General features: G+C 70.0%; 22 protein-coding genes. 7 read left to right on the plus strand and 15 right to left on the minus strand.

Going from position 1 to position 23,758, the window contains the following annotated elements:
- Window positions 1–14 precede the first annotated feature (14 nt).
- The 4 genes from AC5Y5E_RS03380 to AC5Y5E_RS03395 form a co-directional block, all read right to left on the minus strand.
- Window positions 15–1,397 (minus strand): HNH endonuclease signature motif containing protein, encoded by a 1,383-nt coding sequence (locus tag AC5Y5E_RS03380; RefSeq protein WP_499901548.1) that lies wholly within the window; start codon window positions 1,395–1,397, stop codon window positions 15–17.
- Between the two features lie 71 nt (window positions 1,398–1,468).
- Window positions 1,469–1,690, minus strand: coding sequence for a hypothetical protein (locus tag AC5Y5E_RS03385; RefSeq protein WP_499901549.1), 222 nt, complete (start codon window positions 1,688–1,690; stop codon window positions 1,469–1,471).
- 207 nt (window positions 1,691–1,897) lie between these two features.
- Window positions 1,898–2,302: a VOC family protein gene (locus tag AC5Y5E_RS03390; protein WP_499901550.1), complete on the minus strand. Its 405-nt coding sequence runs from the start codon at window positions 2,300–2,302 to the stop codon at window positions 1,898–1,900.
- Window positions 2,302–3,741, minus strand: coding sequence for an FAD-dependent oxidoreductase (locus tag AC5Y5E_RS03395; protein ID WP_499901551.1), 1,440 nt, complete (start codon window positions 3,739–3,741; stop codon window positions 2,302–2,304). The genes AC5Y5E_RS03390 and AC5Y5E_RS03395 overlap by 1 nt, the downstream gene beginning before the upstream one ends.
- Window positions 3,742–4,010: 269 nt before the next feature.
- Between AC5Y5E_RS03395 and AC5Y5E_RS03400 the strand changes: the two genes are divergently transcribed.
- Complete coding sequence (locus AC5Y5E_RS03400; RefSeq protein WP_499901552.1) at window positions 4,011–4,478, plus strand: DUF732 domain-containing protein; 468 nt, start codon at window positions 4,011–4,013, stop codon at window positions 4,476–4,478.
- 51 nt (window positions 4,479–4,529) lie between these two features.
- On the opposite strand, the gene AC5Y5E_RS03405 is transcribed toward AC5Y5E_RS03400, so the two are convergent.
- Together AC5Y5E_RS03405 and AC5Y5E_RS03410 are read right to left on the minus strand one after the other, a co-directional pair.
- The gene (locus AC5Y5E_RS03405) at window positions 4,530–4,805 is read right to left on the minus strand and encodes a DUF3017 domain-containing protein (RefSeq protein WP_369807245.1); all 276 of its coding nucleotides are present in this window, start codon (window positions 4,803–4,805) and stop codon (window positions 4,530–4,532) included.
- A 2-nt stretch (window positions 4,806–4,807) separates the two neighbouring features.
- A complete protein-coding gene (locus tag AC5Y5E_RS03410) occupies window positions 4,808–5,650 on the minus strand; it encodes a bifunctional methylenetetrahydrofolate dehydrogenase/methenyltetrahydrofolate cyclohydrolase (protein WP_499901553.1) in 843 nt (280 codons plus the stop codon).
- Window positions 5,651–5,689: 39 nt separating this feature from the next.
- Between AC5Y5E_RS03410 and AC5Y5E_RS03415 the strand changes: the two genes are divergently transcribed.
- From AC5Y5E_RS03415 to AC5Y5E_RS03425, 3 genes are all read left to right on the plus strand, one after another.
- Window positions 5,690–6,898 carry an NADH:flavin oxidoreductase gene (locus AC5Y5E_RS03415; protein WP_499901554.1) on the plus strand — a complete coding sequence of 403 codons (1,209 nt, stop codon included), beginning with the start codon at window positions 5,690–5,692 and terminating at the stop codon, window positions 6,896–6,898.
- Between the two features lie 248 nt (window positions 6,899–7,146).
- Window positions 7,147–9,825 carry an FHA domain-containing protein gene (locus AC5Y5E_RS03420; protein ID WP_499901555.1) on the plus strand — a complete coding sequence of 893 codons (2,679 nt, stop codon included), beginning with the start codon at window positions 7,147–7,149 and terminating at the stop codon, window positions 9,823–9,825.
- Window positions 9,825–12,293, plus strand: coding sequence for an ATP-binding cassette domain-containing protein (locus AC5Y5E_RS03425; RefSeq protein ID WP_499901556.1), 2,469 nt, complete (start codon window positions 9,825–9,827; stop codon window positions 12,291–12,293). Before AC5Y5E_RS03420 ends, AC5Y5E_RS03425 begins: the two co-directional genes overlap by 1 nt.
- Here AC5Y5E_RS03425 and AC5Y5E_RS03430 read toward each other — a convergent pair.
- The 6 genes from AC5Y5E_RS03430 to AC5Y5E_RS03455 all read right to left on the minus strand — a co-directional run bounded on the left by AC5Y5E_RS03430 (window position 12,290) and on the right by AC5Y5E_RS03455 (window position 17,899).
- Window positions 12,290–12,844: a pentapeptide repeat-containing protein gene (locus AC5Y5E_RS03430; protein WP_499901557.1), complete on the minus strand. Its 555-nt coding sequence runs from the start codon at window positions 12,842–12,844 to the stop codon at window positions 12,290–12,292. The two genes, AC5Y5E_RS03425 and AC5Y5E_RS03430, sit on opposite strands and share 4 nt — an antisense overlap.
- Before the next feature lie 7 nt (window positions 12,845–12,851).
- Complete coding sequence (locus AC5Y5E_RS03435; protein WP_499901558.1) at window positions 12,852–13,427, minus strand: GTP-binding protein; 576 nt, start codon at window positions 13,425–13,427, stop codon at window positions 12,852–12,854.
- Entirely contained in the window at window positions 13,408–13,782 is a 375-nt protein-coding gene (locus AC5Y5E_RS03440) for a DUF742 domain-containing protein (RefSeq protein WP_499879299.1), read from the minus strand. Before AC5Y5E_RS03440 ends, AC5Y5E_RS03435 begins: the two co-directional genes overlap by 20 nt.
- A gap of 6 nt (window positions 13,783–13,788) precedes the next feature.
- Window positions 13,789–14,217: a roadblock/LC7 domain-containing protein gene (locus tag AC5Y5E_RS03445; RefSeq protein ID WP_499901559.1), complete on the minus strand. Its 429-nt coding sequence runs from the start codon at window positions 14,215–14,217 to the stop codon at window positions 13,789–13,791.
- A complete protein-coding gene (locus tag AC5Y5E_RS03450; RefSeq protein WP_499901560.1) occupies window positions 14,214–17,003 on the minus strand; it encodes a sensor histidine kinase in 2,790 nt (929 codons plus the stop codon). The genes AC5Y5E_RS03445 and AC5Y5E_RS03450 overlap by 4 nt, the downstream gene beginning before the upstream one ends.
- Window positions 17,004–17,293: 290 nt before the next feature.
- Window positions 17,294–17,899, minus strand: a complete 606-nt coding sequence (locus AC5Y5E_RS03455) for a class I SAM-dependent methyltransferase (protein WP_499901561.1) — start codon at window positions 17,897–17,899, stop codon at window positions 17,294–17,296.
- Window positions 17,900–17,941: 42 nt separating this feature from the next.
- On the opposite strand from AC5Y5E_RS03455, the gene AC5Y5E_RS03460 reads away from it, so the two are divergent.
- Both AC5Y5E_RS03460 and AC5Y5E_RS03465 read left to right on the plus strand, forming a co-directional pair.
- Window positions 17,942–18,406, plus strand: coding sequence for a tRNA (cytidine(34)-2'-O)-methyltransferase (locus AC5Y5E_RS03460; protein ID WP_499901562.1), 465 nt, complete (start codon window positions 17,942–17,944; stop codon window positions 18,404–18,406).
- Window positions 18,407–18,436: 30 nt separating this feature from the next.
- Entirely contained in the window at window positions 18,437–18,763 is a 327-nt protein-coding gene (locus AC5Y5E_RS03465) for a YciI family protein (protein WP_499901563.1), read from the plus strand.
- Between the two features lies 1 nt (window position 18,764).
- Here the strand turns inward: AC5Y5E_RS03465 and AC5Y5E_RS03470 are convergent, their stop codons facing one another.
- Window positions 18,765–19,409 (minus strand): nitroreductase family protein, encoded by a 645-nt coding sequence (locus AC5Y5E_RS03470; RefSeq protein ID WP_499901564.1) that lies wholly within the window; start codon window positions 19,407–19,409, stop codon window positions 18,765–18,767.
- 23 nt (window positions 19,410–19,432) lie between these two features.
- On the opposite strand from AC5Y5E_RS03470, the gene AC5Y5E_RS03475 reads away from it, so the two are divergent.
- A complete protein-coding gene (locus AC5Y5E_RS03475) occupies window positions 19,433–19,843 on the plus strand; it encodes a TIGR03667 family PPOX class F420-dependent oxidoreductase (protein WP_499901565.1) in 411 nt (136 codons plus the stop codon).
- A gap of 12 nt (window positions 19,844–19,855) precedes the next feature.
- Here the strand turns inward: AC5Y5E_RS03475 and AC5Y5E_RS03480 are convergent, their stop codons facing one another.
- Together AC5Y5E_RS03480 and AC5Y5E_RS03485 are read right to left on the minus strand one after the other, a co-directional pair.
- Window positions 19,856–20,197 (minus strand): hypothetical protein, encoded by a 342-nt coding sequence (locus tag AC5Y5E_RS03480; protein ID WP_370494505.1) that lies wholly within the window; start codon window positions 20,195–20,197, stop codon window positions 19,856–19,858.
- A gap of 126 nt (window positions 20,198–20,323) precedes the next feature.
- A complete protein-coding gene (locus AC5Y5E_RS03485) occupies window positions 20,324–23,605 on the minus strand; it encodes an error-prone DNA polymerase (protein WP_499901566.1) in 3,282 nt (1,093 codons plus the stop codon).
- Between the last annotated feature and the right edge of the window lie 153 nt (window positions 23,606–23,758).

Here is a 23,758-nt window from a genome sequence, read left to right on the forward strand (position 1 = left end):
CCGCGGCCGGGGCGCTAGGCGTGGCTTTCGTCTTCCTCGCCGCCGTCGTCATCTTCCGTGTGCAGGAGTTTTTCGGGGTGATGAAAGGTGTTGATTCGGGGTTGTCCTCGATCAAGATGCGGCGGGGGGATCCATTCGGTGTCGCCGTGGACGTTGGTGCGGGTGGTCCATCCTTGTTCGGCGAGGCGGTTGTCGGGGCCGCAGGCCAGGGTGAGGTCGTCGACGCCGGTGGTGCGGGTGGTTGCCCAGCCGGTGACGTGGTGGACCTGGCTGTGGTAGGCCGGGGCGTCACAGCCCGGTTTGGTGCAGCCGCGATCGCGGGCGTAGAGCATGATGCGCTGCGCGGGCGAGGCCAGCCGTTTCGTGTGATAGAGCGCCAGCGGCTTGGCCCCATCGAAGATCGCCAGATAGTGGTGGGCGTGGCCGGCCCAGCGGATCACATCCGACATCGGCACCAGGGTGCCGCCCCCGGTCAATGCCTTGCCGGTCGCGGCCTCCAGCTCCTTGAGCGTCGTCATCGCCACGATCGACACCGGCAGCCCGTTGTGGCTGCCGAGCTCGCCGGAGGAGAACAGCGCACGCAGCCCGGCCAGGAACGCGTCGTGGTTGCGCTGGGCGGTCGATCGGGTGTCGCGGTGCACCGCGTCCTCATCCGGAGTGTCGCCGACCACCGGGGTTTCGTCGTCGGGATTGCACGCGCCGGGCGCGGCCAGCTTGGCGAGCATGGCCTCGACGGCGGCGCGCAATTCCGGGGTGATCAGGCCGCTGATGCGGGACATCCCGTCGAATTCCTGGTGGCCCAGGACGATGCCGCGCCGGCGGGCCCGCTGCGCATCACTGAAATCCCCATCCGGGTGCAGCCAGTCCATCACCCGCCGCGCGTACTTGGCCAACTCGTCGGGGCGATACCTGCGGGCCTTCCGCGCCAGATCCGCCTCGGCGGCCTCCCAGGTCCACGGGTCCACGTGCGCGGGCAGGTGGGCGAAAAACCCGCGGATCACCCGTACATGCCCATCCCCGATCAACCCCTCCCGCTGCGCGGCCGCCGTCGCGCATAGGTGCGGGGCCAGCGGCTCACCGGTCAACGCCCGTCGCTCACCCAAATCCTCGGCCTCGGCGATACGCCGCCCGGCCTCGGCTTTCGTGATCCGCAACCGGTCGGCCAGCGCGCAACACAGGTTGCCGCCCAGTTCTGCCGGAGTGGCCTGCGCGTCGAGCTGGTTGATCAACGCGTGCTGGGGGGCGCGCAGCCGACGCGCCACGCGCTCGAGGCGCTCCACGGCGCGTAGCCGTTCCGGGGTGGTGAACACGTCAAACGACAACCCGGACAAGCGCTCCAACTCGTGATCGAGCGCGTCGAAAACCTCGACGATCTCCTCGCGACTGCTCGAACCCATGCCCCGAATCTTACGAACGGCCACCGACAAGAATCGCCGCCATGCGACCACCGAAACTAAAGTGGCACAAGTTATTTCGTTGGCTCCGCTGTTAGACGCGGTGGTGCCCGGAATGGTTCCACGAATTCGCCAAAGGGATCCTGCGGCAGGATCTGTTGTCCGCCCGGGCCGCTGATGATGTCGTCACAAAAACTCACGCCCACCGGGTTCCCGCGCTGCCGCAGATGATCACCGCACGTTCCCGACTCGGCGGTGTGGAAGGTCGCCGATTTGTTGACCCAGTAGCTGGGCATCGAGTCCACCAACGCGCACCGCTGCCTCGACCCGCTCGCCGAGGTGGGAATCCTCGTGGAGACGACCAGTGGAACCCGCGCGTTCACCTCAAGTGCTCGCCCCGCTCGACGCGTTCGCCGAACGGGCCGGGCGGCGAGGCTGACGCTGCGTCGAGCTGTCGCACGCCTCAGAAGCAAAGCATGTCAAGGTTTCTAGGCCGAGCCCAGTTATGCGGTTGCGTTAGCCCCTATGGTGCGGGGCGCGGGCTGGAACAGTTCCACGAGGTTGCCGGAGGGATCCCGCAGCAGGACCTGCTGGCCGCCCGGGCCGCTGATGACGTCGTTGCGGAAATTCACGCCGGCCGCGCGCAGTCGCTCGACCTCGGCCGAGATGTCTTCGACGACAAGCTGTATGCGGTTCCAGCCGCCGGGCCCCGGTGCGGCGCCGTCGGGCATCGGACGCGCCGCCGAGCTCTTGGGCCCGGCCAGCAGCAGCTGCAGCGGGCCGCGCACGACGGCGGCGAAGGCGGGCGCGGCGTCCACGTCGACGCTGAAGCCCAGGTGGGTGGTGTAGAAGGCGACGGCCGCCCGGACGTCGTCGACGAGGTAGCGCACGCGCGCGAGTTCGCCCATCAGATGTTCAGCCCCGAGTACATCACCCGGTTCGGGTCGTACTTCTGCCGAACCGTCGTCAGCTGCGACAGGTTTGAGCCGAAGTAGCGCGACGGCGAGCTGTTGGGCTCCAGGTAGTTGACGTAGCCGCCGACCGAAAACTGTTGCACCGCTTGGTGTGCGGAATTGAGCCACTGCTGCGCGGCGGCCACGTGATTGGCGGCCGGCTCGACATACCACTGCAAGAGGACCGACTGTTTGCGCCACGGAAACGCGGTGTCTCCCGACCCCACGTCGCCGGCGGCGCCGTCCAGCGGGTCGATCAGCACCGACGCCTTGCCGCCGAACGCGGGCCACTGCCCGATCGCGGTCGCGATGGCATGCGCCGCAGCGGAATTCATGGTCGAGAGCACGTCGGAGCCGGCAACGAACCCGACGGGCGAGGCCGTCGAGCTGCCCCCGGCCAGGTACGTCACCAGGTCCATGTGGCCGAGCGTCTTGTTCACGACAGCGGTCGGCGCGACCCCGACCGCGGACTTGATGGCGTCGACCACACCGGAGCCGGCGCCCGCGGGGCAGGTCGCCAGCACGTGGCAGTTCGGCTGGCTCCCGACCGAGAGATCGACTATCCCCCAGGTGTTTCGGTCGGCGGCGCTCAGCCACGACTGCCAGCCGGACAGCACCTGCACGGCGGATGCGGGCGGGAAGTCGAGCCGGACCACGTCGCTGTCGGCAGTCGCGAAGGTCCCGAACGTCATCGACGTCGTGACCCCGAAGTTGCCGCCGCCGCCACCGCGCAACGCCCAGAACAGATCCGGATGATCATTGGCCGACGCGGTGACGACGTCGCCGCTGGGCAACACCACGGTGGCCGACTGCAGGGCGTCGCAGGTCAGGCCCGCGTGGCGGCAATCGGCGCCCACCCCGCCGCCCAGCGCCAGCCCCCCGATCCCGACGGTCGGGTAGGTGGCGGTCGGGATGGCGCGCCCCGCACCGGCCAGCCCCTGATGCACCGCGTACAGCGTGGTCGCCGGCGTCACCGTGGCGTTGCCGGCGCCGTCGACGTTCACCCCTCCGGGAAGCCCGCGCAGGTCGATGACCATCGTGCCGTTGGAGCTCGACGCGCCGATGTACGAGTGCCCGCCCCCGCGGGGGGCGATCTTGAGCCCGTTCGCCGTCGCGAACGCGACCGCCTTCTGCACGTCGGACTGCGACGACACCCTGACCACCGCCGCCGGATTGGAATTGTTGTAGAGCGAATTGAAAACCTGCTTGCCCGAGGAGAATTGGGCGCCGCTGGCCGGCAGCAAGACGTTGCCCCCGATGGAGGAGGCCAGGCCTCCCCAACCGGTGGCCGGGTCCGCGGCGGCGCGCGCGCTACCGAACACCGCTGCGGTGGCCAGCATTCCGGCTCCGCGAAGGAACGTCTGACGCGAGATGCCCCTCTGATTCGTCGTCATGGGCCGGATTCTGGTCCAAACGGCTACTGAAAATACGGCCTCCGGCCGAGTGTCAGGTCACAGTGTGGCCTCGATCCGCCCTCGATCCGCCGGCGCCCCTCCGGGCACGTGCCAGCCCGATAATCGACGTCGCGCGGGCGATCCCCTCACGAAACGCTTATTGTGCAAACCTTTATCGCACCGTGTTGTAAACGTGACAGAAATAGATCAGAGTTCCTAGCGTGACTGGAGTGCAATCAGAGCACCCGGCGAGACACGGGGAGGCTGGCATGAAGGCACTCACAGCGGAGACGCAACGTTGGATCTGGCTGTTTCGGCACCAGCCGCTGAGCATCCGCCTGCTGGCCGGGGCCGCCGCCCTGCTCACCGCCGCCTCCGCCTTCGCCGCGCCGGCCGAGGCCGACGCCGGCGCCGACGACGCCTTCATCGACGCGCTGAACCACGCCGGCATCGACTTCGGCGAGCCCGGCAACGCGATGTCCGTCGGCGAGTCCGTCTGCCCGATGCTCGCCCAGCCGGGCGGGAACTTCGCCGCCGTCGCCGCGACCGTCAGCCACCGCGGGCTGTCGCCACAGATGGCGAAGCTGTTCACCACCATCGCCATTCAGTCGTACTGCCCGCAGGAGATGGCCAACATCGCCAGCGGCAACCCGGCCGCCGGCATTCCCGGGGGCCTGCCCGGGCTCGCCGGAGGCATCCCCGGCATCCGCCAAATCCCCGGAATGCCAGGCGCTTAGCCCGATGGTGGCGACCCGCTGCGCCCGACTACGCCGCGCTTGGGATCGCCACTAACGCGTTCCCAGCGGGTCGATCGTCGACGCGATGTAGACCATCGCGGCCGCCACCGTCGCGGTGGTCAGGAAGTCGATGCCTCGGCTGCGCACGACCAGCAGGCCGGCCCGCTCGTCGGACAACACCAACCGCAGTACCGCCGCCACGCCGACCCCGATCCCGATCAGCAGGGCGCCCCGACGCCAGAAGTTAGCCGCCGCCAACACAAATGCCGCGGCGAAGATCAGCTCGACCAACAAGATCGGCCACTGGGCCCGTAGGGTCGCGCGCACGCTTATCCCTCGGCCAGTTCGACGACGTTGGTCAACAGGAACGCGCGGGTAAGCGGGCCGACGCCACCGGGATTCGGGGACACGTGACCGGCCACCTCCCACACGTCGGGATGCACGTCGCCGGCGAGCTTGCCGTCCACCCGGCTGACGCCGACGTCGAGCACCGCGGCGCCGGGACGCACCATGTCGGCGGTCAGCATGTGCGGCACCCCGACGGCGGCGACGATGATGTCCGCCTGCCTGGTCAGCGCCGGCAGGTCACGAGTTCCGGTGTGGCACAACGTCACCGTCGCATTCTCGGAGCGGCGGGTCAGCAGCAGCCCCAACGGGCGCCCGACCGTCACACCGCGGCCGATGACCACCACGTGCGCGCCGGCGATCTCGACGTCGTAGCGCCGCAACAGGTGCACGATGCCGCGCGGCGTGCAGGGCAGCGGCGCGGACTTGTTCAGGACCAGCCGGCCCAGGTTGGTCGGGTGCAGCCCGTCGGCGTCCTTGTCGGGGTCGACGCGCTCCAGCGCCGCGTTCTCGTCGAGCTGCTTGGGCAGCGGCAACTGCACGATGTAGCCGGTGCACTGTGGGTTGGCGTTCAGCTCGTCGATGGTCTCGTTGAGTTGGGCGGTGCTGGTGTCGGCGGGCAGGTCGCGGCGGATCGACGTGATGCCGACCTTGGCGCAGTCGGCGTGCTTGCCGCGCACGTAGGCCTGCGAACCGGGGTCGTCGCCGACCAGGATGGTGCCCAGCCCGGGCGTGCGGCCCGATGCGGTCAGTGCGGCCACCCGCTGGGTGAGGTCGACGAAGATCTCGTCCCGGGTGGCCTTGCCGTCCAGCGTGATTGCGCCCACGCCTGACAGTGTTCCACGTCGAAGGTTTACGCTCCTCGCATGTCTACCCCTCCAGACGTGCTCAGCCCGGCCAAGCTGGGGCCCATCACGCTGCGCAACCGCACCATCAAATCCGCCACCTTCGAGGCGCGCACGCCCAACGCGCTGGTGAGCGACGACCTGATCGAATACCACCGCCTGCCGGCGGCCGGCGGGGTGGGCATGACGACCGTCGCCTATTGCGCGGTGTCCCCCGGCGGCCGCACCGAGGGCAACGGGATCTGGATGCGCCCCGAGGCGGTGCCCGGGTTCCGGCGGCTCACCGACGCGATCCACGCCGAGGGCGCCGCGGTAAGCGCGCAGATCGGGCACGCCGGCCCGGTCGCCAACGCCAAGTCCAACAAGGCCAAGGCCCTGGCTCCGGTGCGGTTCTTCAACCCGATCGGGATGCGCTTCGCCAAGAAGGCCACCCGCGACGACATCGACGACGTGATCGAGGGGCACGTCAACGCCGTCCGGCTCGCCATCGAAGCCGGCTTCGACGCGGTCGAAATCCATTTGGGCCACAACTATCTGGCGAGCGCGTTCCTGTCCCCGCTGATCAACCGCCGCAACGACGAATTCGGCGGATCGCTGGAGAACCGGGCCAAGGTCGCCCGCGGGATCGTCATGGCGGTACGGCGCGCGGTGGAGAAGGAGGGCACGCCGATCGCGGTCACCGCCAAGCTCAACATGTCCGACGGGGTGCGCGGCGGCATCAGCACGAAGGAATCGCTGATCACCGCCAAGTGGCTGCAGGACGACGGCGGTCTGGACGCGATCGAGCTCACGGCGGGCAGCTCGCTGGTCAACCCGATGTACCTGTTCCACGGCGACGCGCCGATCAAGGAATTCGCCGGCGCCTTCAAGCCGCCGCTGCGCTGGGGCATGCGGATGACGGGCAAGAAGTTCCTGCGCGAGTACCCCTACCGCGAGGCCTATTTACTGCGCGACGCCAAGCTGTTCCGCGCCGAACTCACCATGCCGCTGATCCTGCTCGGTGGCATTACCAACCGGGAAACGATGGACCTCGCGATGGCGGAGGGCTTCGACTTCGTCGCGATGGGCCGGGCTCTGCTGGCCGAGCCGGACCTGATCAATCGGATCGCCGCCGACGGCGCCGCGCACAGCGTGCATTCGGCCTGCACGCACTGCAATCGGTGCATGCCGACGATCTACACCCGGACTCAATGCGTGATCACCGGCGCGCCGGACGCTTTGGCCCGCTGACGATGCGCGCCGCGAACGCGGCGGGACGTGGTGTGAGTTCAGGGTCTCGAGTGTGAACTCACGGCCTTGAGTGTGCCGACGGGGCGGGGATTTCCGGCGGGTTCCGCCCAGGCTTCGCGATGAAAGCCAAGGCTTCACAATCAAAGCCCAGGCTTCACAATCAATGCCGGGGCTGAGGTCACCGGTGGGTCGGACTCGGTCAATCAGCCCACAGGGTGAAAACAGGTGCACCCGCTACAGTTGTGGCGATGAGTGCACCAGCCCCGCCAGCGCTGACCGTTCGCCATGACGGGTCGGAGCGCACGTTCGCGGCGGGCCACGACGTGGTGGTCGGGCGCGATCTGCGCGCCGATATGCGCATCACGCACCCGCTCATTTCGCGCGCGCATCTGTTGCTGCGGTTCGACCAGGGCAGGTGGCTGGCGATCGACAACGGTTCGCTCAACGGGACTTTCGTCAACGGCCGCCGGGTGCCGGTGGTCGACATCCACGACGGCCAGAGCCTCAACATCGGAAATCCCGACGGGCCACAGCTGACCTTCGAGGTGGGGCGCCACCAAGGCCTGGCCGGGCGCCCGCCGCGCACCGAGTCGATGGGCATCCCGGTGGCCCAGCCGGGTGCGGCGTGGTCCGGCCAACCGGGCCCGCCCGTCGCCGCCCCGCCCGGACCCCCGGGCCGGCAACCTAACTGGGCCGCGCAGGCGGCGCGGCGCCCGCAGGTAGCCGCGCCCCCACCGCCCGGCCAGCCCATGTACCCCGTCAGCGGCGGTGGACGTCCGCCGTATCCGACCAGCGCGCCGCCGCCACCCAATTTCCAGCCGCAGCCGCAGATGTCCGCGGCGTCCGCGCCGGCGGCACCGGAAACCCAGATGTCGGCCAACCTCACCAAGCCGCCCGAGGTGGGGAACCTGGCGACCAAGATGTTCCAGGCGCTGCTGCCGTCGCGTTCCGGGGCGATGCCGAAGTCGTCCGACGCGGTCACGATCGGCCGTTCCACCGACAACGACATCGTCATCCAGGACGTGCTGGCGTCGCGCCATCACGCGTTTCTGACCCAGACCCCGCTGGGCACCGAGATCCGCGACGCGCACAGCGTCAACGGCACCTTCGTCAACGGCGTCCGGGTCGGCTCCGCGATCCTGACCGAGGGCGACGTGGTCACGATCGGAAACGTCGACCTCGTCTTCACCCGCGACACCCTGGTCCGCCGCACCGAGGCCGCGACGCGCACCGGCGGCCTGGAGGTCAACGCCGTCACCTTTACGGTCGACCACGGAAAACAGTTGCTCGACCACATCTCGCTGACCGCGCGTCCCGGGACGCTGACCGCCATCATCGGCGGGTCGGGCGCGGGTAAGACCACGCTGTCGCGGCTGATCGCCGGGTACACCACCCCCAGCACGGGAACGGTGACGTTCGAGGGCCACAACATCCACGCCGAATACGCGTCCATGCGCAGCCGGGTCGGGATGGTGCCGCAGGACGACGTGGTGCACCGCCAGCTGACGGTCAACCAGGCCCTGGGCTACGCAGCCGAACTGCGGCTGCCGCCCGACACCAGCAAGGCCGACCGCGAGCAGGTCGTCGCGCAGGTCCTCGAGGAACTCGAGCTGACCAAGCATGGCGACACCCGCGTCGACAAGCTCTCCGGCGGCCAGCGCAAGCGCGCGTCAGTAGCGCTCGAGTTGCTCACCGGGCCGTCGCTGCTGATCCTCGACGAGCCGACGTCGGGCCTGGACCCGGCGCTGGACCGGCAGGTGATGATGATGCTGCGCCAGCTCGCCGACGCGGGCCGCGTGGTGCTGGTCGTCACGCACTCGGTGGCCTACCTCGACGTCTGCGACCAGATCCTGCTGCTGGCGCCCGGCGGCAAGACGGCCTTCCTGGGGCCGACCAGCCAGATCGGCGCGGCCATGGGCACCACCAACTGGGCCGACATTTTCGCGAAGGTAGGCGCCGACCCCGACGAGGCCAACCGTCGCTTCCTCGCCGAAAACCGGCCGCCGGAGATCCAGGCCCCGTCCGACGCCAGCCCGGGCGACCTGGGCGAACCGGTGCACACCGACGTGCTGCGCCAGTTCTGGACGGTGGCGCGCCGCCAGATCCGGCTGGTGATCTCCGACCGGGGCTACACGGTGTTCCTGGCGCTGCTGCCGTTCCTGATCGGCATCCTCACCCTCACGGTGCGCGGCAAGACCGGGTACGGCATGGGCGACCCGTTGAGCAACTCCCCCAACCAGCCCGACCAGATTCTGGTCATGCTCACCGTGGGCGCCGTGTTCATGGGGACCGCGCTGACCATCCGCGACCTGGTCGGCGAGCGTCCCATATTCAGGCGTGAGCAGGCCGTCGGCCTGTCGACCGCGTCGTACCTGGCCGCCAAGGTCGTGGTGTTCAGCGCGTTCGCCATCGGGCAGGCGGGCATCACGACCGCGATCTCGGTGATCGGCTGGGGCCAGCCGATCGCCAAAGCCGTGATGCTGGGCAATGTCAGCTTCGAACTGTTCTTCGACGTCGCGCTGACGTGCGTGGCCTCCGCGCTGTTGGGCATGGCCTTGTCGGCGATCGCCAAATCCCAGGACCAGATCATGCCGTTCCTGGTCATCGCGATCATGTCGCAGCTGGTTTTCTGCGGCGGGTTGATCTGGGTGACCAACCGCCCCGTGCTCGACCAGTTGTCCTGGGCCACGCCCGCAAGGTGGGGCTACGCGTCCGCGGCGTCGACGATCGACACCCACCGGCTGGTCGTGGGCCCGACCGACCCGAAGGACCAGCACTTCGATCACAAGGCGAGCGCGTGGCTGTTCGACATCGCGATGCTCTTGGCGTTGTGCGTGGTCTACAGCGCCGTCGTGTGGTGGAAGCTCCGGTTGAAGGCGCACTCCTCGGGCCGCCGCGGCCTGGCGAGGAACCGGCGCAAGGGCTGATGGGCCAGCCCGCGCAGCCAGTGCTGACGGTGCGTTCCCAGCGATCGGAAGGCAATTTCGCGCCGGGTCGCGACGTCGTCGTCGGCAGCGACCTGCGCGCCGACCTGCGCGTGGCGCACCCGCTGATCGCCCGGGCGCACCTGCTGCTGCGCTTCGAGGGCGGCCGGTGGATCGCGGTCGACAACGGCTCGCTCAACGGGGTCTTCCTCAACGGCCGGCGGGTGCCGAAGGTCGACATCCAGGACGGCCAGGCCCTCAACATCGGCAAGCCCGACGGACCGCGGATCACGTTCGAGGTCGGCCACCACCGGGGCGCCGTCGGGCTGCTGCCACCGACGGAGACGGTGCCGAAGATCGCGCCGCCCACCGGCCCTATCCGCAAGGCCCCGCCGCCCGGGCGGCGCCCCGACGACGTGCCGCGCACGACCGCCATCCCGATCCTGCGCCCGAACGCGCCCACCCATGACGAGAACCCGCCCACCCAGGTCGGTGTGAGCGGCGAGATCGCCGAGTTCCCGACCACCCGGGTCAAGGCGCTCGGTTCCGGGAAGCTCGAGGGCCCGGTCACCGGCTCCGCCTGGATCGGCCGTTCGCTGGACAACGACATCGTCATCCAGGACGTGCTGGCGTCGCGCCACCACGCGTTCCTGACCGCGACGCCGGTCGGCACCGAGATCCGCGACGCGCACAGCATCAACGGCACCTTCGTCAACGGGATCAGGGTCGGGTCCGCGGTGCTCGCCGAGGGTGACGTGGTCACGATCGGCAACGTCGACCTGGCGTTCAGCGGCGGCATGCTGGTCCGCCGCAACGAGGTGGCGGCGCGCTCGGGCGGCCTGGAGGTGCGCGAGGTCAACTTCGCCATCGACGGAAAGAACCTGCTCGAGCGGGTCTCGGTGACCGCCCGGCCCGGCACCCTGACCGCGATCATCGGCGGGTCGGGCGCCGGCAAGACCACGCTGTCCCGGTTGATCGCCGGGTACGCCACCCCGACATCCGGCTCGGTCACGTTCGAGGGCCACGACATCCACACCGAGTACGCGTCGCTGCGCACCAGGATCGGGATGGTCCCGCAGGACGACGTCGTGCACCGCCAGCTGACGGTCAACCAGGCGCTGGGCTACGCCGCCGAACTGCGGCTGCCCCCCGACACCAGCAAGGCCGACCGCCAGCAGGTGGTGGCCCAGGTGCTCGACGAACTCGGGCTGACCAACCACGCCGACACCCGCGTCGACAAGCTCTCCGGCGGCCAGCGCAAGCGCGCCTCGGTGGCGCTGGAGCTGCTCACCGGGCCGTCGCTGCTGATCCTCGACGAGCCGACCTCGGGCCTGGACCCCGCGCTGGACCTGCAGGTGATGACGATGCTGCGCCAGCTCGCCGACGCCGGGCGCGTGGTGCTGGTCGTCACCCACTCGCTGACCTACCTCGACGTGTGCGACCAGGTGCTGCTGATGGCGCCGGGCGGCAAGACGGCCTACCTGGGCGTGCCCGGGCAGATCGGCGCGGCCATGGGCACCACCAACTGGGCCCAGATCTTCGCGAAGGTGGGCGCCGACCCCGACGAGGCCAACCGCCGCTTCCTCGCTCAGAACAAGCCCCCGCCGCCGGTCGCGTCGGCGCCGGCCGACCTCGGCACCCAGGCCCGCACCAGCGTGCGGCACCAGTTCTCCACGATCGCGCGGCGCCAGGTCCGGCTGGTGGTGTCCGACCGCGCCTACTTCACGTTCCTGGCGCTGCTGCCGTTCGTCCTGGGCGCGCTGTCGCTGACCGTCCCGGGGAACACCGGGTTCGGCGTCGCGCAACCGACCAGCGGGACGCCCGACGAGTCCGCGCAGATCCTGACCCTGCTGTCGATCGCCGCCGTCTTCATGGGCACGGCGCTGACGATCCGCGACCTGATCGGCGAGCGCGCCATCTTCCGGCGGGAGCAGGCGGTGGGCCTGTCCACGGGTGCCTACCTGGGCGCCAAGCTGACAGTGTTCTGTGCGTTCGCGATCGCGCAGGCGGCGATCGCGACGGGCATCGTGCTGCTGGGCAAGGGAGCGCCGACGCGGCCGCCGGTGCTGTTGGGTAACGCGAGCTTCGAGCTGTTCGTCACGGTGGCCGCGACGTGCGTCGCCTCGGCGGTGCTGGGGTTGGTGCTGTCGTCGCTGGCGCGCTCCAACGAGCAGATCATGCCGCTGTTGGTGGTGTCGCTGATGCTGCAGCTCGTGCTGGCCGGCGGCATGGTCCCCGTGACCGGCCGGATCTTCCTGGACCAGCTGTCCTGGGTGCTGCCGTCGCGCTGGGGCTACGCGGCGTCGGCGTCCACGGTCGACCTGCGCGCGCTGGTGCCCGGTTCGCTGGTGCAGCAGGACGCCCACTGGGCGCACACGCGCGGCGCGTGGCTGCTCGACATGGGCATGCTGGTCGCGCTGTCGGTGGTCTATTCCGCGATCGTTCGGTGGCGCATCCGGCTCACGCGCTAGTCCGTCGAGTCCAGCCGCAGCCCGTGCGCCAGCGCGAACGCCATCGCCTGCGGGACATCGACGCGGGCGCCCGACAGCGAGGCGGTCCGCCACAACGCGGCGTCCACGATGGCGCCGCGCAGGTCGGCGTCGTCGAGGCGGGCGCCCGTCGTCCGGGCGCCGGACAGGTCGGCGCCGCGCAGCACGGCCTTGCGCAGGTCGGTCTCCACCAGGCTGGTCTCGCGCAGCCGGCAGCCGCTCAGGTCGACGCCGCGAAGGTCGTTGCCGCCGAGCACCGCGAGGGTGAAGTCCACCTCGTCGAACGTCATCGGGCGCATCCGGCAGTGCACAAACACCGAGCCCAGCATGCTGCACTGCGCAAAGGTGCTGTGCCACAACAGTGTTCGCTCGAATGTGCAGTTGCGGAACGCCGACCCGCGGTGGTCGGACTCGGCCAGGTTGACGCCGCTGAAGTCGCACTCGGAAAACACCACCCGTTCGGTGCGGAGCCGGCTGAGGTCGTCGTCGCGAAAATCGGTGCCGGTGAATTCGCGGTCGACCCAGTGCTGCAACGCGGGATCAGCTCGCGGCCAGGGTTTCCAGCGCGTACTCGCTCACGGCGATCAGCGCGTCGGTCGCCGACCGTCGGTCCCGGGCGTCGACGGTGATCACCGGGATGTGCCGGGGCAGGGTCAGCGCCTCGCGCACCGCCTCGACGGGATAGCGTTGCGCGCCGTCGAATTCGTTGACCGCGATCAGGAACGGCAGGTTGCGGTGCTCGAAGAAGTCGACCGCGGCGAAGCTGTCCTGCAGCCGGCGGCAGTCGACCAGGACGACCGCCCCGATCGCGCCGCGCACCAGGTCGTCCCACATGAACCAGAACCGCCGCTGACCGGGAGTGCCGAACAGGTAGAGCACCAGCTCCTCGTCCAGGGTGATCCGGCCGAAATCCATTGCGACCGTGGTGGTCTTCTTGTCCGGGGTGGCGTCGAGCATGTCGACGCCCTCCGATGCGTCGGTGAGCATGGCCTCGGTGCGCAGCGGCATGATCTCCGAGACGGCCCCGACGAACGTGGTCTTGCCGACCCCGAAGCCGCCCGCGATCACGATCTTCGTCGAAGCGTGCGCTCGCGCGTCAGAGTGCTCGTAAGCCACGCAGGGTCCTTCCTATGAGTTCGTGGCGCTCGTCGCGGGTGGAACGCTCCGTCAACGTCCTGTGCACCCGAAGGTAGCCGGACAGCACCAGATCGCCGACCAGGACGCGCGCGACGCCGACCGGTAAATCCAGCCGGGCCGAGATCTCCGCGACGGACGGGCTGTTGACGCACAGTTGGATGATCTTGCCTCTCGCATCGTTGGGTGGCCAGCGGTGAGCCAGGCCCGCATCCAACGTCTGCACCGGCGCTTCCAGCGGAAGGTCGACGTTGGTGCCGGTCCGGCCGGACGTCAGGGTGTACGGACGGACCAGGTTCGCCTCACGTGAGGCGGGCCAGCGCTCACGTCTGTCCATCGCGGCTCACTGGTACTGCTCTGCGGACCGGCGGGTGGACTGAACCACGCCGCCCACCCGTTCGACGAGGATGGCCATCTCGTACCCGATCTGGCCGATGTCGCAGGAGGACACGGCCAGCGTCGCCAGGTGCGAGCCGTCGCCGACCCGCATCAGCAACAGGTAGCCGTTGGACATCTCGACCACCGACTGCAGCACCCGGCCGCCCTCGAAGAGCTGCGCGGCACCGGTCGCGAGGCTGGCCAGGCCGGAGGCCACCGCGGCCAGCTGATCGGCCCGTTCGCGCGGGAGGTGTTCGCTGGCGGCAACGGGCAGCCCGTCGACCGACACCAGCAACGCGTGCGCGACGCCGGGGACCTCGCGGGCGAACTTCGTCACCAGCCAGTCCAGCGTGGGGGCACCGCCCGCTTGCGGGGGATTGTCGGCGGACGTCATTCCTGATCAGATCCTTCACTCGTCTCGCGGGCGTGCGACCGTCCGGAGCGCACGCCACCGAAGTGGCTGCTGAACGACGCCCGCACCGCCTCGGGGTCGCGCCCCGCGGCGGAGTGCTGCGAATGCCGACCCAGGCCGTTGGATCCCACCAGGAACCCCTCGTCGTCGTCCGGCCGGTCCTCTTCCGTCGTGTCCGTCCCGTTTGCGGCACCGGGCACCAGCCGCGCCCCGGGCTCGCGGACCGGCAGCCCGTGCTCGGTTTGCGCCTCGACCGGCTTGTCCTCGGCCGCGGCGGCCAACGACCAGCCCCGGTCCCACACCGACTGCCAATCCAGGTCGGGGCTGTTGACCAGGTCGTGCGGGTCGCCCAGCATCTCCGACAGCATCCGACGGTAGATGACGTCGTCATCGGCCGGCGCCTGCGGGGCTTCGGGGACTTTCGGGGGCTTCGGGATGGCCGGAGTTGTTGGGATCGACGCGACGGGCGCCGGGGTTTCCCGCGGGGCCGCGGCGGCCTGGGCACGCGCGGCGAAGAATGCCGACGTGTCCGACACCGCCGCGGGCTTGGCCGGCCTCGGCTGCGGCTGTGGCCGCGGCTGTGGCTGTGGCTGTGGCTCGGGCTCGGCGAGCTCGCGCCGTTGCCGCCGGGGCAGCGGCGCGCCCGGCGCGGGAACCTCGGGGACCTCGGGGACCTCGGTGATGCCGCTGGATCCGGGGTTGCGGCGCGGCAACAGCGTGACCGACGGTATCTCGGCGCCGTTCTGGTTCGCGGGCTCGGGGGCGTCGTACTCCCCGGCGGGCGCGCCCGCGGGGTCCGTCGTCGCCATGGCGTTGGCGAGCTTGGTGCTCGGCGACGACACGGACCCCGGCCGTCCCTGCGGCCCCGCCGAGCCGGCGAGCACCGTCGGGGGCAGGTACACCTCGGCGGTGGTGCCGGCGCCCGCCTCGTTGCCGGCCGGGCCCCGCAGGCCCACCCGGATGCCGTGCCGGGCGGCGATCCGGCCCACCACGAACAGGCCCATGTGCCGGGCGTTGTCGGGGGTGACGTCGCTGCCGGACCGCAGCCGCATGTTGGCGATGCGCCGATCGGCGTCGTTCATGCCCAGGCCGGAGTCGGAGATCCGCAGCATGACGCCGCCGTCCCCGCCGCGTCCCGCGGAGATCCGGACCGTCGTCGTCGGCGGCGAGTAGCGCAGGGCGTTGTCGATCAGCTCGGCGAACAGGTGAATGACCCCGCCCGACGCCGCGCCGACCAGCGCGCAGTCGGGCAGGCCGGACAGCTCGACCCGGCGGTAGTCCTCGACCTCGGACACCGCGGCGTTGATCACCGTCGACAGCGGCACCGGGTCGCGTTGGTCGCGGGCCAGCTGCGCACCCGCCAGCACCAGCAGGTTGGCGCTGTTGCGCCGCAGCCGGGCCGCCAGGTGATCCAGCCGGAACAGGTTGTCCAGGCGTTCGGGATCCTCCTCGTTGCGCTCCAGCCGGTCGATCAGCATCAGCTGCTGGTCGACCAGGGAACGGTTGCGCCGCGACATGGTCTCGAACATGTCGTTGACCAGCAGCCGAAGGCGCGCCTCGTCGCCGGCCAGCAGCAGGGCCTGCGTGTGCAGCTCGTCGACGGCGTGGGCGACCTGACCGATCTCCTCGGTGGTGTACACCGGCAGCGGCTGCGGAATCGGTTCGGCGCCACCGGCTTTGACCCGGGCCACCTCCTCCTCCAGGTCGGTGTGGGCGACCTGGAGCGCGCCGTCGCGCAGGACGCGCAGCGGGCGCACCAGCGCGCGCGCCACCAGCAAGACGACGAGCAGGGCGATCACGATGACGCCCAGCACCAGCGCGGTGTCGACGATCGCGGAGTTGCGGCGGTCGGTGGCCTCGGCGTGCACGGACTTGGTCACCGACGCCGTGGCGTCGTTGATGACCTGCTCGGCGATCCCGTCGGTGGTCTCGATCGAGCGCAGCAGGTCCGGGTTGTCGACGAGCACGCTGGCCGGATCCGACATGATCGCCATCCGGGTCACCATCTGCTGCTGCAGCGTCTTGGCCTCGGGCGACCCGGCGCCGAGCACCTCACTCATCCCGAACAGCGTCGACGGCTCGGTGCCGGCCAGGGTGATCATCGAGGTCCGCAGCTGCGGCTCGGGCAGGTCGGCGCCCCGGGTCACCAGGATTTGCTGCATCGTCATCTGCCCGCGGGCGCCGACGGCCCGGCTGAGCGCCTGCGCCTCGGCGCGGATGCGCTCGTCGCCGACGCGCACCGACGCGTTGATCACGTCCTCGGCCGTCAGCAGGAGTGGGGCGTACGTGGTGACCCGGTCCCGCAAACCGATGCTGTTGTCGGCCACCTTGTCCAGCAGCCCCGCGCCGCCGTTCAGCAGGGTGCTCACCCCGGACCGCACGTCGGGGGTGACGTCGGTGTCCGCCAGGCGCTGCTGCAGCTCGTGCTTGCGCGCCTCGTAGTTCTTCTTGGCCCCCTCGACGTCGCGCCCCGTGGAGTTCGCCAGCAGCGCGACGTCCAACGCCGACATGTATTTGGTGATCGCCGGCAGCACGTCGGCGCGGGCGGCGGCCAGGTTCAGGCCGCGCGAGTTGGCCATCGCGTCCTTGACGCGCAACGCCCCGAACGCCGTCGCCAAGAGCAGCGGGACCAGCACAATGGCCAGCACCTTGTAGCGCACGGGCCAGTTGCCCAACGACCAGGCCGGCGGGCGTTTGGCCCGCGGCCCGTCGGCTTGCGTGTATTCCGGCGCGACCGCCTCGGCCGCGTGGGCCGGGCGGGTGAACATGGTCACGTGCTTGCGGCCGCGCGACGGGCCGCTGCGCTGATTGTCAGCGCTCGGTGAAACGAGAGGCTCATGAGACTTCCTGCTTAATTCCGCCTACCCCACGCAGTCGGCGCCAGCGATAAACACCTGGCAATCCGACGAGTATGACAGCCCGCGGCCGAGGTCTCCACAATTCCTACTGAGTAGGCAGAGCCCTCCAAGGTGTGCCCGCGCGCGGGGACGCAAGTCTGGCAAACAATTTGGCTTTGTCATGATCCGTCCGGGCGGCAACGGCCACCGGCACACAGGACCTAAGACGGCCGAAGGAGCGCGACGAGGAAATCGGACTCGTCGGTGAACGGTCGCAGATCCCAGGTGGACAGGAGCAGATCTTGCGCGAACCCGGCAGCTGCCGCGTCGTCGAGAAACTGGCCGAACTCGTACCCGCGGCCGGCGCCCAAGCCGATCACCGCTCGACCGCCGTCGGTGACATGCGCACGCAGCCGGCCCAGCACCTGGGCTCGGGTACTCGGTGCAAGGAACGCCATCACGTTGCCGGCCGACATGATGACATCGAACGGCTCGGCGATTCCGCGTGCGGGCAGGTCGAGTTCGGCGAGGTCGCCGACAAGCCAGCGCGGCCCGGGATGGTCGTGCTCGGCTGCCTCGATGAGCACCGGGTCGACGTCGACACCGACCACCCGGTGACCGGCCGCGGCCAAATAACCGCCCAACCGGCCGGGGCCGCAACCCGCATCAAGGATGTGGGCGCCGCGGGGCGCCATCGCGTCCACGAGGCGGGCCTCGCCGAGCAGGTCGTCACCGGCGCGTGCCATGGCACGGAAGCGCTCGACATACCAGTGCGAGTGTCCGGGATCCGCCGCCACCTTCTGCATCCAGATGCTCTGCTCGACCATGCCAGCATTATCCGAGCGAAGACCCCGGGCAGGATGGCGTGTGTGTTCAAGATGCTGTTTGTCACCCCCCGCATCGCCCCCAACACCGGCAACGCCATTCGGACGGCGGCCGCCACCGGCGCCGAACTGCACCTGGTCGAGCCACTGGGATTCGACCTGACCGAGCCGAAGCTGCGCCGCGCCGGGCTGGACTATCACGACCTGGCGTCGGTCACCGTGCACCCGTCGCTGCGCGCCGCGTGGGACGCGCTGGCGCCGGCGCGGGTGGTCGCCTTCACCGCGCACGCGACCACGTCGTTCGCCGACGTCGACTACGAGGCCGGCGACGTGCTGATGTTCGGGCCCGAACCCGACGGGCTGGACGCGACGACCCTGGCCGACCCGCACGTCACCCGGCAGGTGCGCATCCCGATGCTGGCCGGCCGGCGCTCGCTGAACCTGTCGAACGCGGCCGCGATCGCCGTCTACGAGGCCTGGCGGCAGAACGGATACGCCGGGGCGCGATGAATTCCCGGCCGCGCGCGAGTCAGCCTTGATATGGCTACCTTCATCACGATCGGTTACGGGGACGCGGCGGGGTACGACCGCGTCAGCGACGAATGCAAAGCGGCCGCGCACGCGCGCGACGACGAATTGGGTGCGGCCGGGGCGCTGATCGGCATCGCCGGACGCCCCGTTCAGGTGCGCAATCCGGAGGGCTCGGGCGTGCGAACCGACCCCGGGCCGTACCTGCAGTCGGCGCTGCCGATCGCCGGGTTCGCGGTCCTGGAGGCCGAGAACCTCGACGCGGCGATCGAGCGGGTGAGCCAAACCCCGTGCGCGGTCGCGCACGGGGTCGTCGAAGTCTGGCCGCTTTCGGGCTGACCTACCAGGCGTTCCAGTGCGTGAGCTGCTCGGCGGGCAGGCGCTTGGCCGGCCGGAAGTCGGTGCCCTTGGTGTAGGCGATTGGGAACAGCCCACCCTGGCTGAATTTGTCGAACGGGATGCCGAGCACCTCGGCGGCCTGTTTTTCGCCGTCGCGCAGCAGGTGCAGCGTCGTCCAGCAGGAGCCCAGGCCCCGCGACCGCAGCGCCAGGCAGAAGCTCCACACCGCAGGAAACAGCGACGCCCAGAACGACACGCCGCCCAGCGGCGTCTTGTCCTCGCGGCCCTCGATGCACGGGATCATCAGCACCGGCGCCTCGTGCATGTGCTCGGCGAGATAGGTCGCCGAATCGCGGACCTTGCCCATCCGCTCGCCGCGGGTGTCGCCCTCGGCGTACTGGGCTCCCGGCGCGGCAAGGTAGCCGCGGGCGTTGGCCAGGTAGATCTCGCCGATCGCCTTCTTCTTCTCGGCGTCCTCGACGAACACCCACTGCCAGCCCTGCGAGTTGGACCCGGTGGGCGCCTGCAGGGCCAGGTCCAGGCATTCCATCAGCACCTCGCGGCCGACCGGCTTGTCGAAGTCGAGCCGCTTGCGGACCGAGCGGGTGGTGGTGAGGACTTCGTCGACGGACAGGTTGAGGGTCATGTGTGGAGACTACATTCGGCATCATGAGCGTCGAACTGACACAAGAGGTTTCCGACAGGCTGACATCGGATCGGTACGGCTGGCTGACCACCGTCGCGAAATCGGGGCAGCCGGTGCCGCGGCTGATCTGGTTCTACTTCGACGGCGCCAAGCTGACGGTCTATTCCACGCCAGGGGCGGCCAAGGTCGCCCACATCAAGGCGCACCCCGAGGTGAGCCTGAACCTGGACTCCGACGGCAACGGCGGCGGAATCATCGTCATCGGTGGCATTGCGGAGGTCGACGCCACCGACGTCGACTGCCGAGACGACGCGCCGTACTGGGCTAAGTACCGCGAGGCCGCGGCGAGCTTCGGCCTGACCGACTCGCTGGGCGCCTACAGCACCCGGCTGAAGATCACGCCGACGAAGGTGTGGACGACGCCGACGGCCTGAGCCTGGGGTCGGCTAGGGGGGCGGCGGCGGGCCGTCGGGCGGAATCGCCCCGCCGCAGCCACCGGGCGGCGGCGGCCCCGGCAGGGGTTCGTCGCCGCCGACGCAGTCGTAATAAAATTGCGGGCCGACAATCCAGGTTTTCATCCACTGGTGCCAAAACGACCCGTCGGGATACTTCTCGCCGTCGCAGACGGCCAAATTGCCGTACCCCCATCGACCCCCCGGGCAGAAGCCCTTCGTCATGTCCGGCTGGTGCGGGTCGGGCGGATCGGCGCTGGCCACCGCGGGAGAAAGAACCAGCGCCGCAGCGCAACCCAATATCGCCGCGCCGCGCCGAACGAGCGTGAATTTCATTTCGACTCCCTTGACGCATTGAATCAATACAGCCGATTTTTCGAATAGCTTACGACGCGGCGGATTTGCTATGTGCTTTTCCGCGCAAAAGCGGCGACCGCCAAAACCGCGCCGCCAGTGCACGGCTCAGCGGAAGTCGCGCGACTTCGACCCCACCGCCAGGGTGATGCGGCCCAGCCGCTCGGCGACGACGGTGATGGCGCCGCTGGCGTTTTGCACCTGCCCGCGGATCAGCAGCGCGGGCGCGGTGTTGGCCAGCTTGCGGTGTCGCGCCCACACCCCCGGCGTGCAGAGCACGTTGACCATCCCGGTCTCGTCCTCGAGGTTGATAAACGTCACCCCCTGGGCCGTGCCGGGCCGCTGCCGATGGGTCACCGCGCCGGCGATCAGCACGCGGTCGCCATCGGGCACCGATCCCAGCGCGTCGGCGGGCACCACGCCCATCGCGTCGAGGTCCTCCCGCAGGAACTGTGTCGGGTAGCTGTCCGGGGAGATGCCGGTGGCCCACACGTCGGCGGCGGCCAGCTCCAGCTCGCTCATTCCCGGCAGCGCGGGGATGTGCGACGACGAGCCCACGCCGGGCAATCGGTCCGGCCGTTGGGTGGCCGCGGCCCCGGCCGCCCACAGCCCCTCGCGCCGGGACATGGAAAAGCAGCCCAGCGCCCCGGCCGTGGCCAGCGCCTCGGTCTGCGGCACGGACAGCTGCAGCCGGGTGGTCAGATCGAGCAGGGATGCGAAGGGGCCGTTGGCCTTTCGTTCGTCGACCAGCCGCTCGGCGAGGTCGTCGCCGATGTGGCGGACGGCGCCCAGGCCGAGCCGCACCTCCGTCCCCGCGTTTTCGAGGGTGGCGTGCGCCAGGCTGGCGTTGACGTCGGGGCCGTGCACCGTGACGCCGTGCCGGCGCGCGTCGGCCACCAGCGACTGCGGCGCGTAGAAGCCCATCGGCTGCGCGCGCAGCAGCGCCGCGCAGAACGCCGCCGGGTGGTGCAGCTTGAACCACGACGAGTAGAACACCAGCGACGCGAAGGACAGCGCGTGGCTTTCGGGAAAGCCGAAATTGGCGAAGGCCTCCAGCTTTTCGTACGTCCGGTCGATCACGTCGTCGGGGGCGCCGTGCAGTTCGCGCATGCCGTCGTAGAACCGGCCGCGCAGCCGTCGCATCCGCTCGGTCGAGCGCTTGGAGCCCATGGCGCGCCGCAGCTGGTCGGCCTCGGCGGCGGAAAAGCCGGCGCAGTCGACGGCCAGCTGCATCAGCTGTTCCTGAAAGAGTGGCACCCCCAGCGTCTTTCGCAGCGCGGATTCCATGGATGGGTGGTCGTAGACGACCGGGTCGACGCCGTTGCGCCGCCGGATGTAGGGGTGCACCGACCCGCCCTGGATGGGCCCGGGGCGGATCAGCGCGACCTCCACCACCAGGTCGTAGAACACCCGCGGCCGCAGCCTGGGCAACGTGGCCATCTGCGCCCGCGACTCCACCTGGAACACGCCGACGGAGTCGGCGCGGCACAGCATCTCGTACACCGCTTCTTCGGAGAGGTCGAGGCGGGCCAGGTCGACCCGGATGCCCTTGTGCTCGGCGACCAGGTCGATGGCGTAGTGCAGCGCCGAGAGCATGCCCAGCCCGAGCAGGTCGAACTTCACCAAACCGATTGCCGCGCAGTCGTCTTTGTCCCACTGCAGGACGCTGCGGTTCTCCATGCGCGCCCACTCCACCGGGCACACGTCGGCGATCGGGCGGTCGCAGATCACCATGCCGCCGGAGTGGATGCCCATGTGCCGCGGCAGGTTCCGGATCTGGTTGGCCAGGTCGATCACCTGCGGCGGGATGTCCTCGATATCGGGCGAGTCGACGAGCCCGTTCCAGTGGCTGATCTGCTTGCTCCACGCGTCCTGCTGCCCCTGCGAGAAGCCGAGGGCGCGGGCCATGTCGCGGACCGCGATCCGGCCCCGGTAGGTGATGACGTTGGCGACCTGGGCGGCGTAGTCGCGGCCGTACTTGTCGTAGACGTACTGGATGACCTGCTCGCGCTGGTCGGACTCGATGTCCATGTCGATGTCGGGTGGCCCGTCGCGGGCCGGCGACAGGAAGCGCTCGAACAGCAGCTCGTTGGCCACCGGGTCGACCGCGGTGACGCCCAGGGCGTAGCAGACCGCGGAATTGGCCGCCGATCCCCTGCCCTGGCACAGGATGTTGTTGCACCGGCAGAACCGGGCGATGTCGTGCACCACCAGGAAGTAGCCCGGAAAGCTCAGGTGTGCAATGACTTTCAGCTCGTGCTCGATCTGGGCGTAGGCGCGCGGCGCCGATTCGGGAAGCCCGTAGCGTTCGCGCGCGCCCGCCATGGTCAGCTGCCGCAGCCAGCTGTCCTCGGTGTGCCCGTCGGGCACGTCGAACGGCGGCAGCCGGGGCGCGATGAGCGCCAGCCCGAACGCGCATTGCTCGCCGAGTTCGGCGGCGGCCGTCACCACGTCAGGCCGCTGCGCGAACAGCCGGGCCATCTCCTCGCCGGAGCGCAGGTGCTCACCGCCCAGCGGGGCCAGCCACCCGGCGGCCGAATCCAGGGACTCCCGGGCCCGGATGGCGCCCATCGCCATGGCCAGCCGGCCGCGCGACGGGTGGGCGAAGTGCGCCCCGGTGGTGGCGACGACGCCGACGCCGAAACGCGGCGCGATCCCGGCCAGCGCCGCATTGCGTTCGTCGTCGAGCGGGTGGCCGCGCCGGGTCAGCTCGACGCTGACCCGGTGCGCGCCGAACCGGTCCACCAGGTCGGCCAGCGCCCGCTCCGCGGCCTCCGGACCGCCATCGGAAAGCGCCTGGCGCACATGGCCTTTGCGGCATCCGGTCAGGATGTGCCAGTGCCCCCCGGCGGCCTCGGTCAGCGCGTCGATGTCGTAGCGCGGTTTGCCCTTCTCCCCGCCGGCCAGGTGCGCCGCGGCCAGTTGGCGCGACAGCCGTCGGTACCCCTCCGGGCCGCGGGCCAGCACCAGCAGGTGCGGGCCGGGCGGGTCGGGCGTCTCGGTGCGCGCGCCCGGCCCCAGCGAGAGTTCGGCGCCGAAGACGGTGTTCAGGTCGAGTTCGGCGGCCGCCTCGGCGAACCGCACCGCCCCGTACAGGCCGTCGTGGTCGGTCAGCGCCAGGGCGCGCAGGCCCAGCCGGGCGGCCTCCTCCACCATCTCCTCGGGGGTGCTGGCTCCGTCGAGGAAGCTGAACGCCGAATGCGCGTGCAGCTCGGCATAGGCAACGGACGAGCGGGCCGGCCGGGTGTCGTCGGGCGGCCGGTACGTCCCCCGCTTGCGCGACAGCGGGGCGTCCTCCGGGGGGTCCGCCGGCGCACCGGCGTGGCGCGGCTTGCCGTCGAGCACCCGCTCCATTTCCGCCCAGCTCGGCGGCCCGTTAAACCAACCCACGTTCGAGAGTCTACTCGAATGTATGTTCGATTTAACCCGTGCTCGTGACATCGGTTGTTAAACGGATCTTCAACTCCTAAACAAGGTCTTAACGCTGCGGGGCCTACCGGGCATAACCCGCCGCGCAGATACTGGTACGGGTGCAGAAAATCG

The organism is Mycobacterium sp. NGS54 (genome assembly GCF_059812465.1).

Excerpts from the sequence above, each read along its gene's own strand:
- AC5Y5E_RS03425 (WP_499901556.1), top strand. The coding sequence starts at position 9,825 with ATGGGCCAGCCCGCGCAGCCAGTGCTGACGGTGCGTTCCCAGCGATCG.
- AC5Y5E_RS03390 (WP_499901550.1), bottom strand. The coding sequence starts at position 2,302 with ATGGGCGAACTCGCGCGCGTGCGCTACCTCGTCGACGACGTCCGGGCG.
- AC5Y5E_RS03400 (WP_499901552.1), top strand. The coding sequence starts at position 4,011 with ATGAAGGCACTCACAGCGGAGACGCAACGTTGGATCTGGCTGTTTCGG.
- AC5Y5E_RS03475 (WP_499901565.1), top strand. The coding sequence starts at position 19,433 with ATGAGCGTCGAACTGACACAAGAGGTTTCCGACAGGCTGACATCGGAT.
- AC5Y5E_RS03455 (WP_499901561.1), bottom strand. The coding sequence starts at position 17,899 with ATGGTCGAGCAGAGCATCTGGATGCAGAAGGTGGCGGCGGATCCCGGA.
- AC5Y5E_RS03440 (WP_499879299.1), bottom strand. The coding sequence starts at position 13,782 with ATGGACAGACGTGAGCGCTGGCCCGCCTCACGTGAGGCGAACCTGGTC.
- AC5Y5E_RS03470 (WP_499901564.1), bottom strand. The coding sequence starts at position 19,409 with ATGACCCTCAACCTGTCCGTCGACGAAGTCCTCACCACCACCCGCTCG.
- AC5Y5E_RS03445 (WP_499901559.1), bottom strand. The coding sequence starts at position 14,217 with ATGACGTCCGCCGACAATCCCCCGCAAGCGGGCGGTGCCCCCACGCTG.
- AC5Y5E_RS03385 (WP_499901549.1), bottom strand. The coding sequence starts at position 1,690 with ATGCCCAGCTACTGGGTCAACAAATCGGCGACCTTCCACACCGCCGAG.
- AC5Y5E_RS03465 (WP_499901563.1), top strand. The coding sequence starts at position 18,437 with ATGGCTACCTTCATCACGATCGGTTACGGGGACGCGGCGGGGTACGAC.
- AC5Y5E_RS03420 (WP_499901555.1), top strand. The coding sequence starts at position 7,147 with ATGAGTGCACCAGCCCCGCCAGCGCTGACCGTTCGCCATGACGGGTCG.
- AC5Y5E_RS03480 (WP_370494505.1), bottom strand. The coding sequence starts at position 20,197 with ATGAAATTCACGCTCGTTCGGCGCGGCGCGGCGATATTGGGTTGCGCT.
- AC5Y5E_RS03415 (WP_499901554.1), top strand. The coding sequence starts at position 5,690 with ATGTCTACCCCTCCAGACGTGCTCAGCCCGGCCAAGCTGGGGCCCATC.
- AC5Y5E_RS03380 (WP_499901548.1), bottom strand. The coding sequence starts at position 1,397 with ATGGGTTCGAGCAGTCGCGAGGAGATCGTCGAGGTTTTCGACGCGCTC.
- AC5Y5E_RS03450 (WP_499901560.1), bottom strand. The coding sequence starts at position 17,003 with ATGTTCACCCGCCCGGCCCACGCGGCCGAGGCGGTCGCGCCGGAATAC.
- AC5Y5E_RS03395 (WP_499901551.1), bottom strand. The coding sequence starts at position 3,741 with ATGACGACGAATCAGAGGGGCATCTCGCGTCAGACGTTCCTTCGCGGA.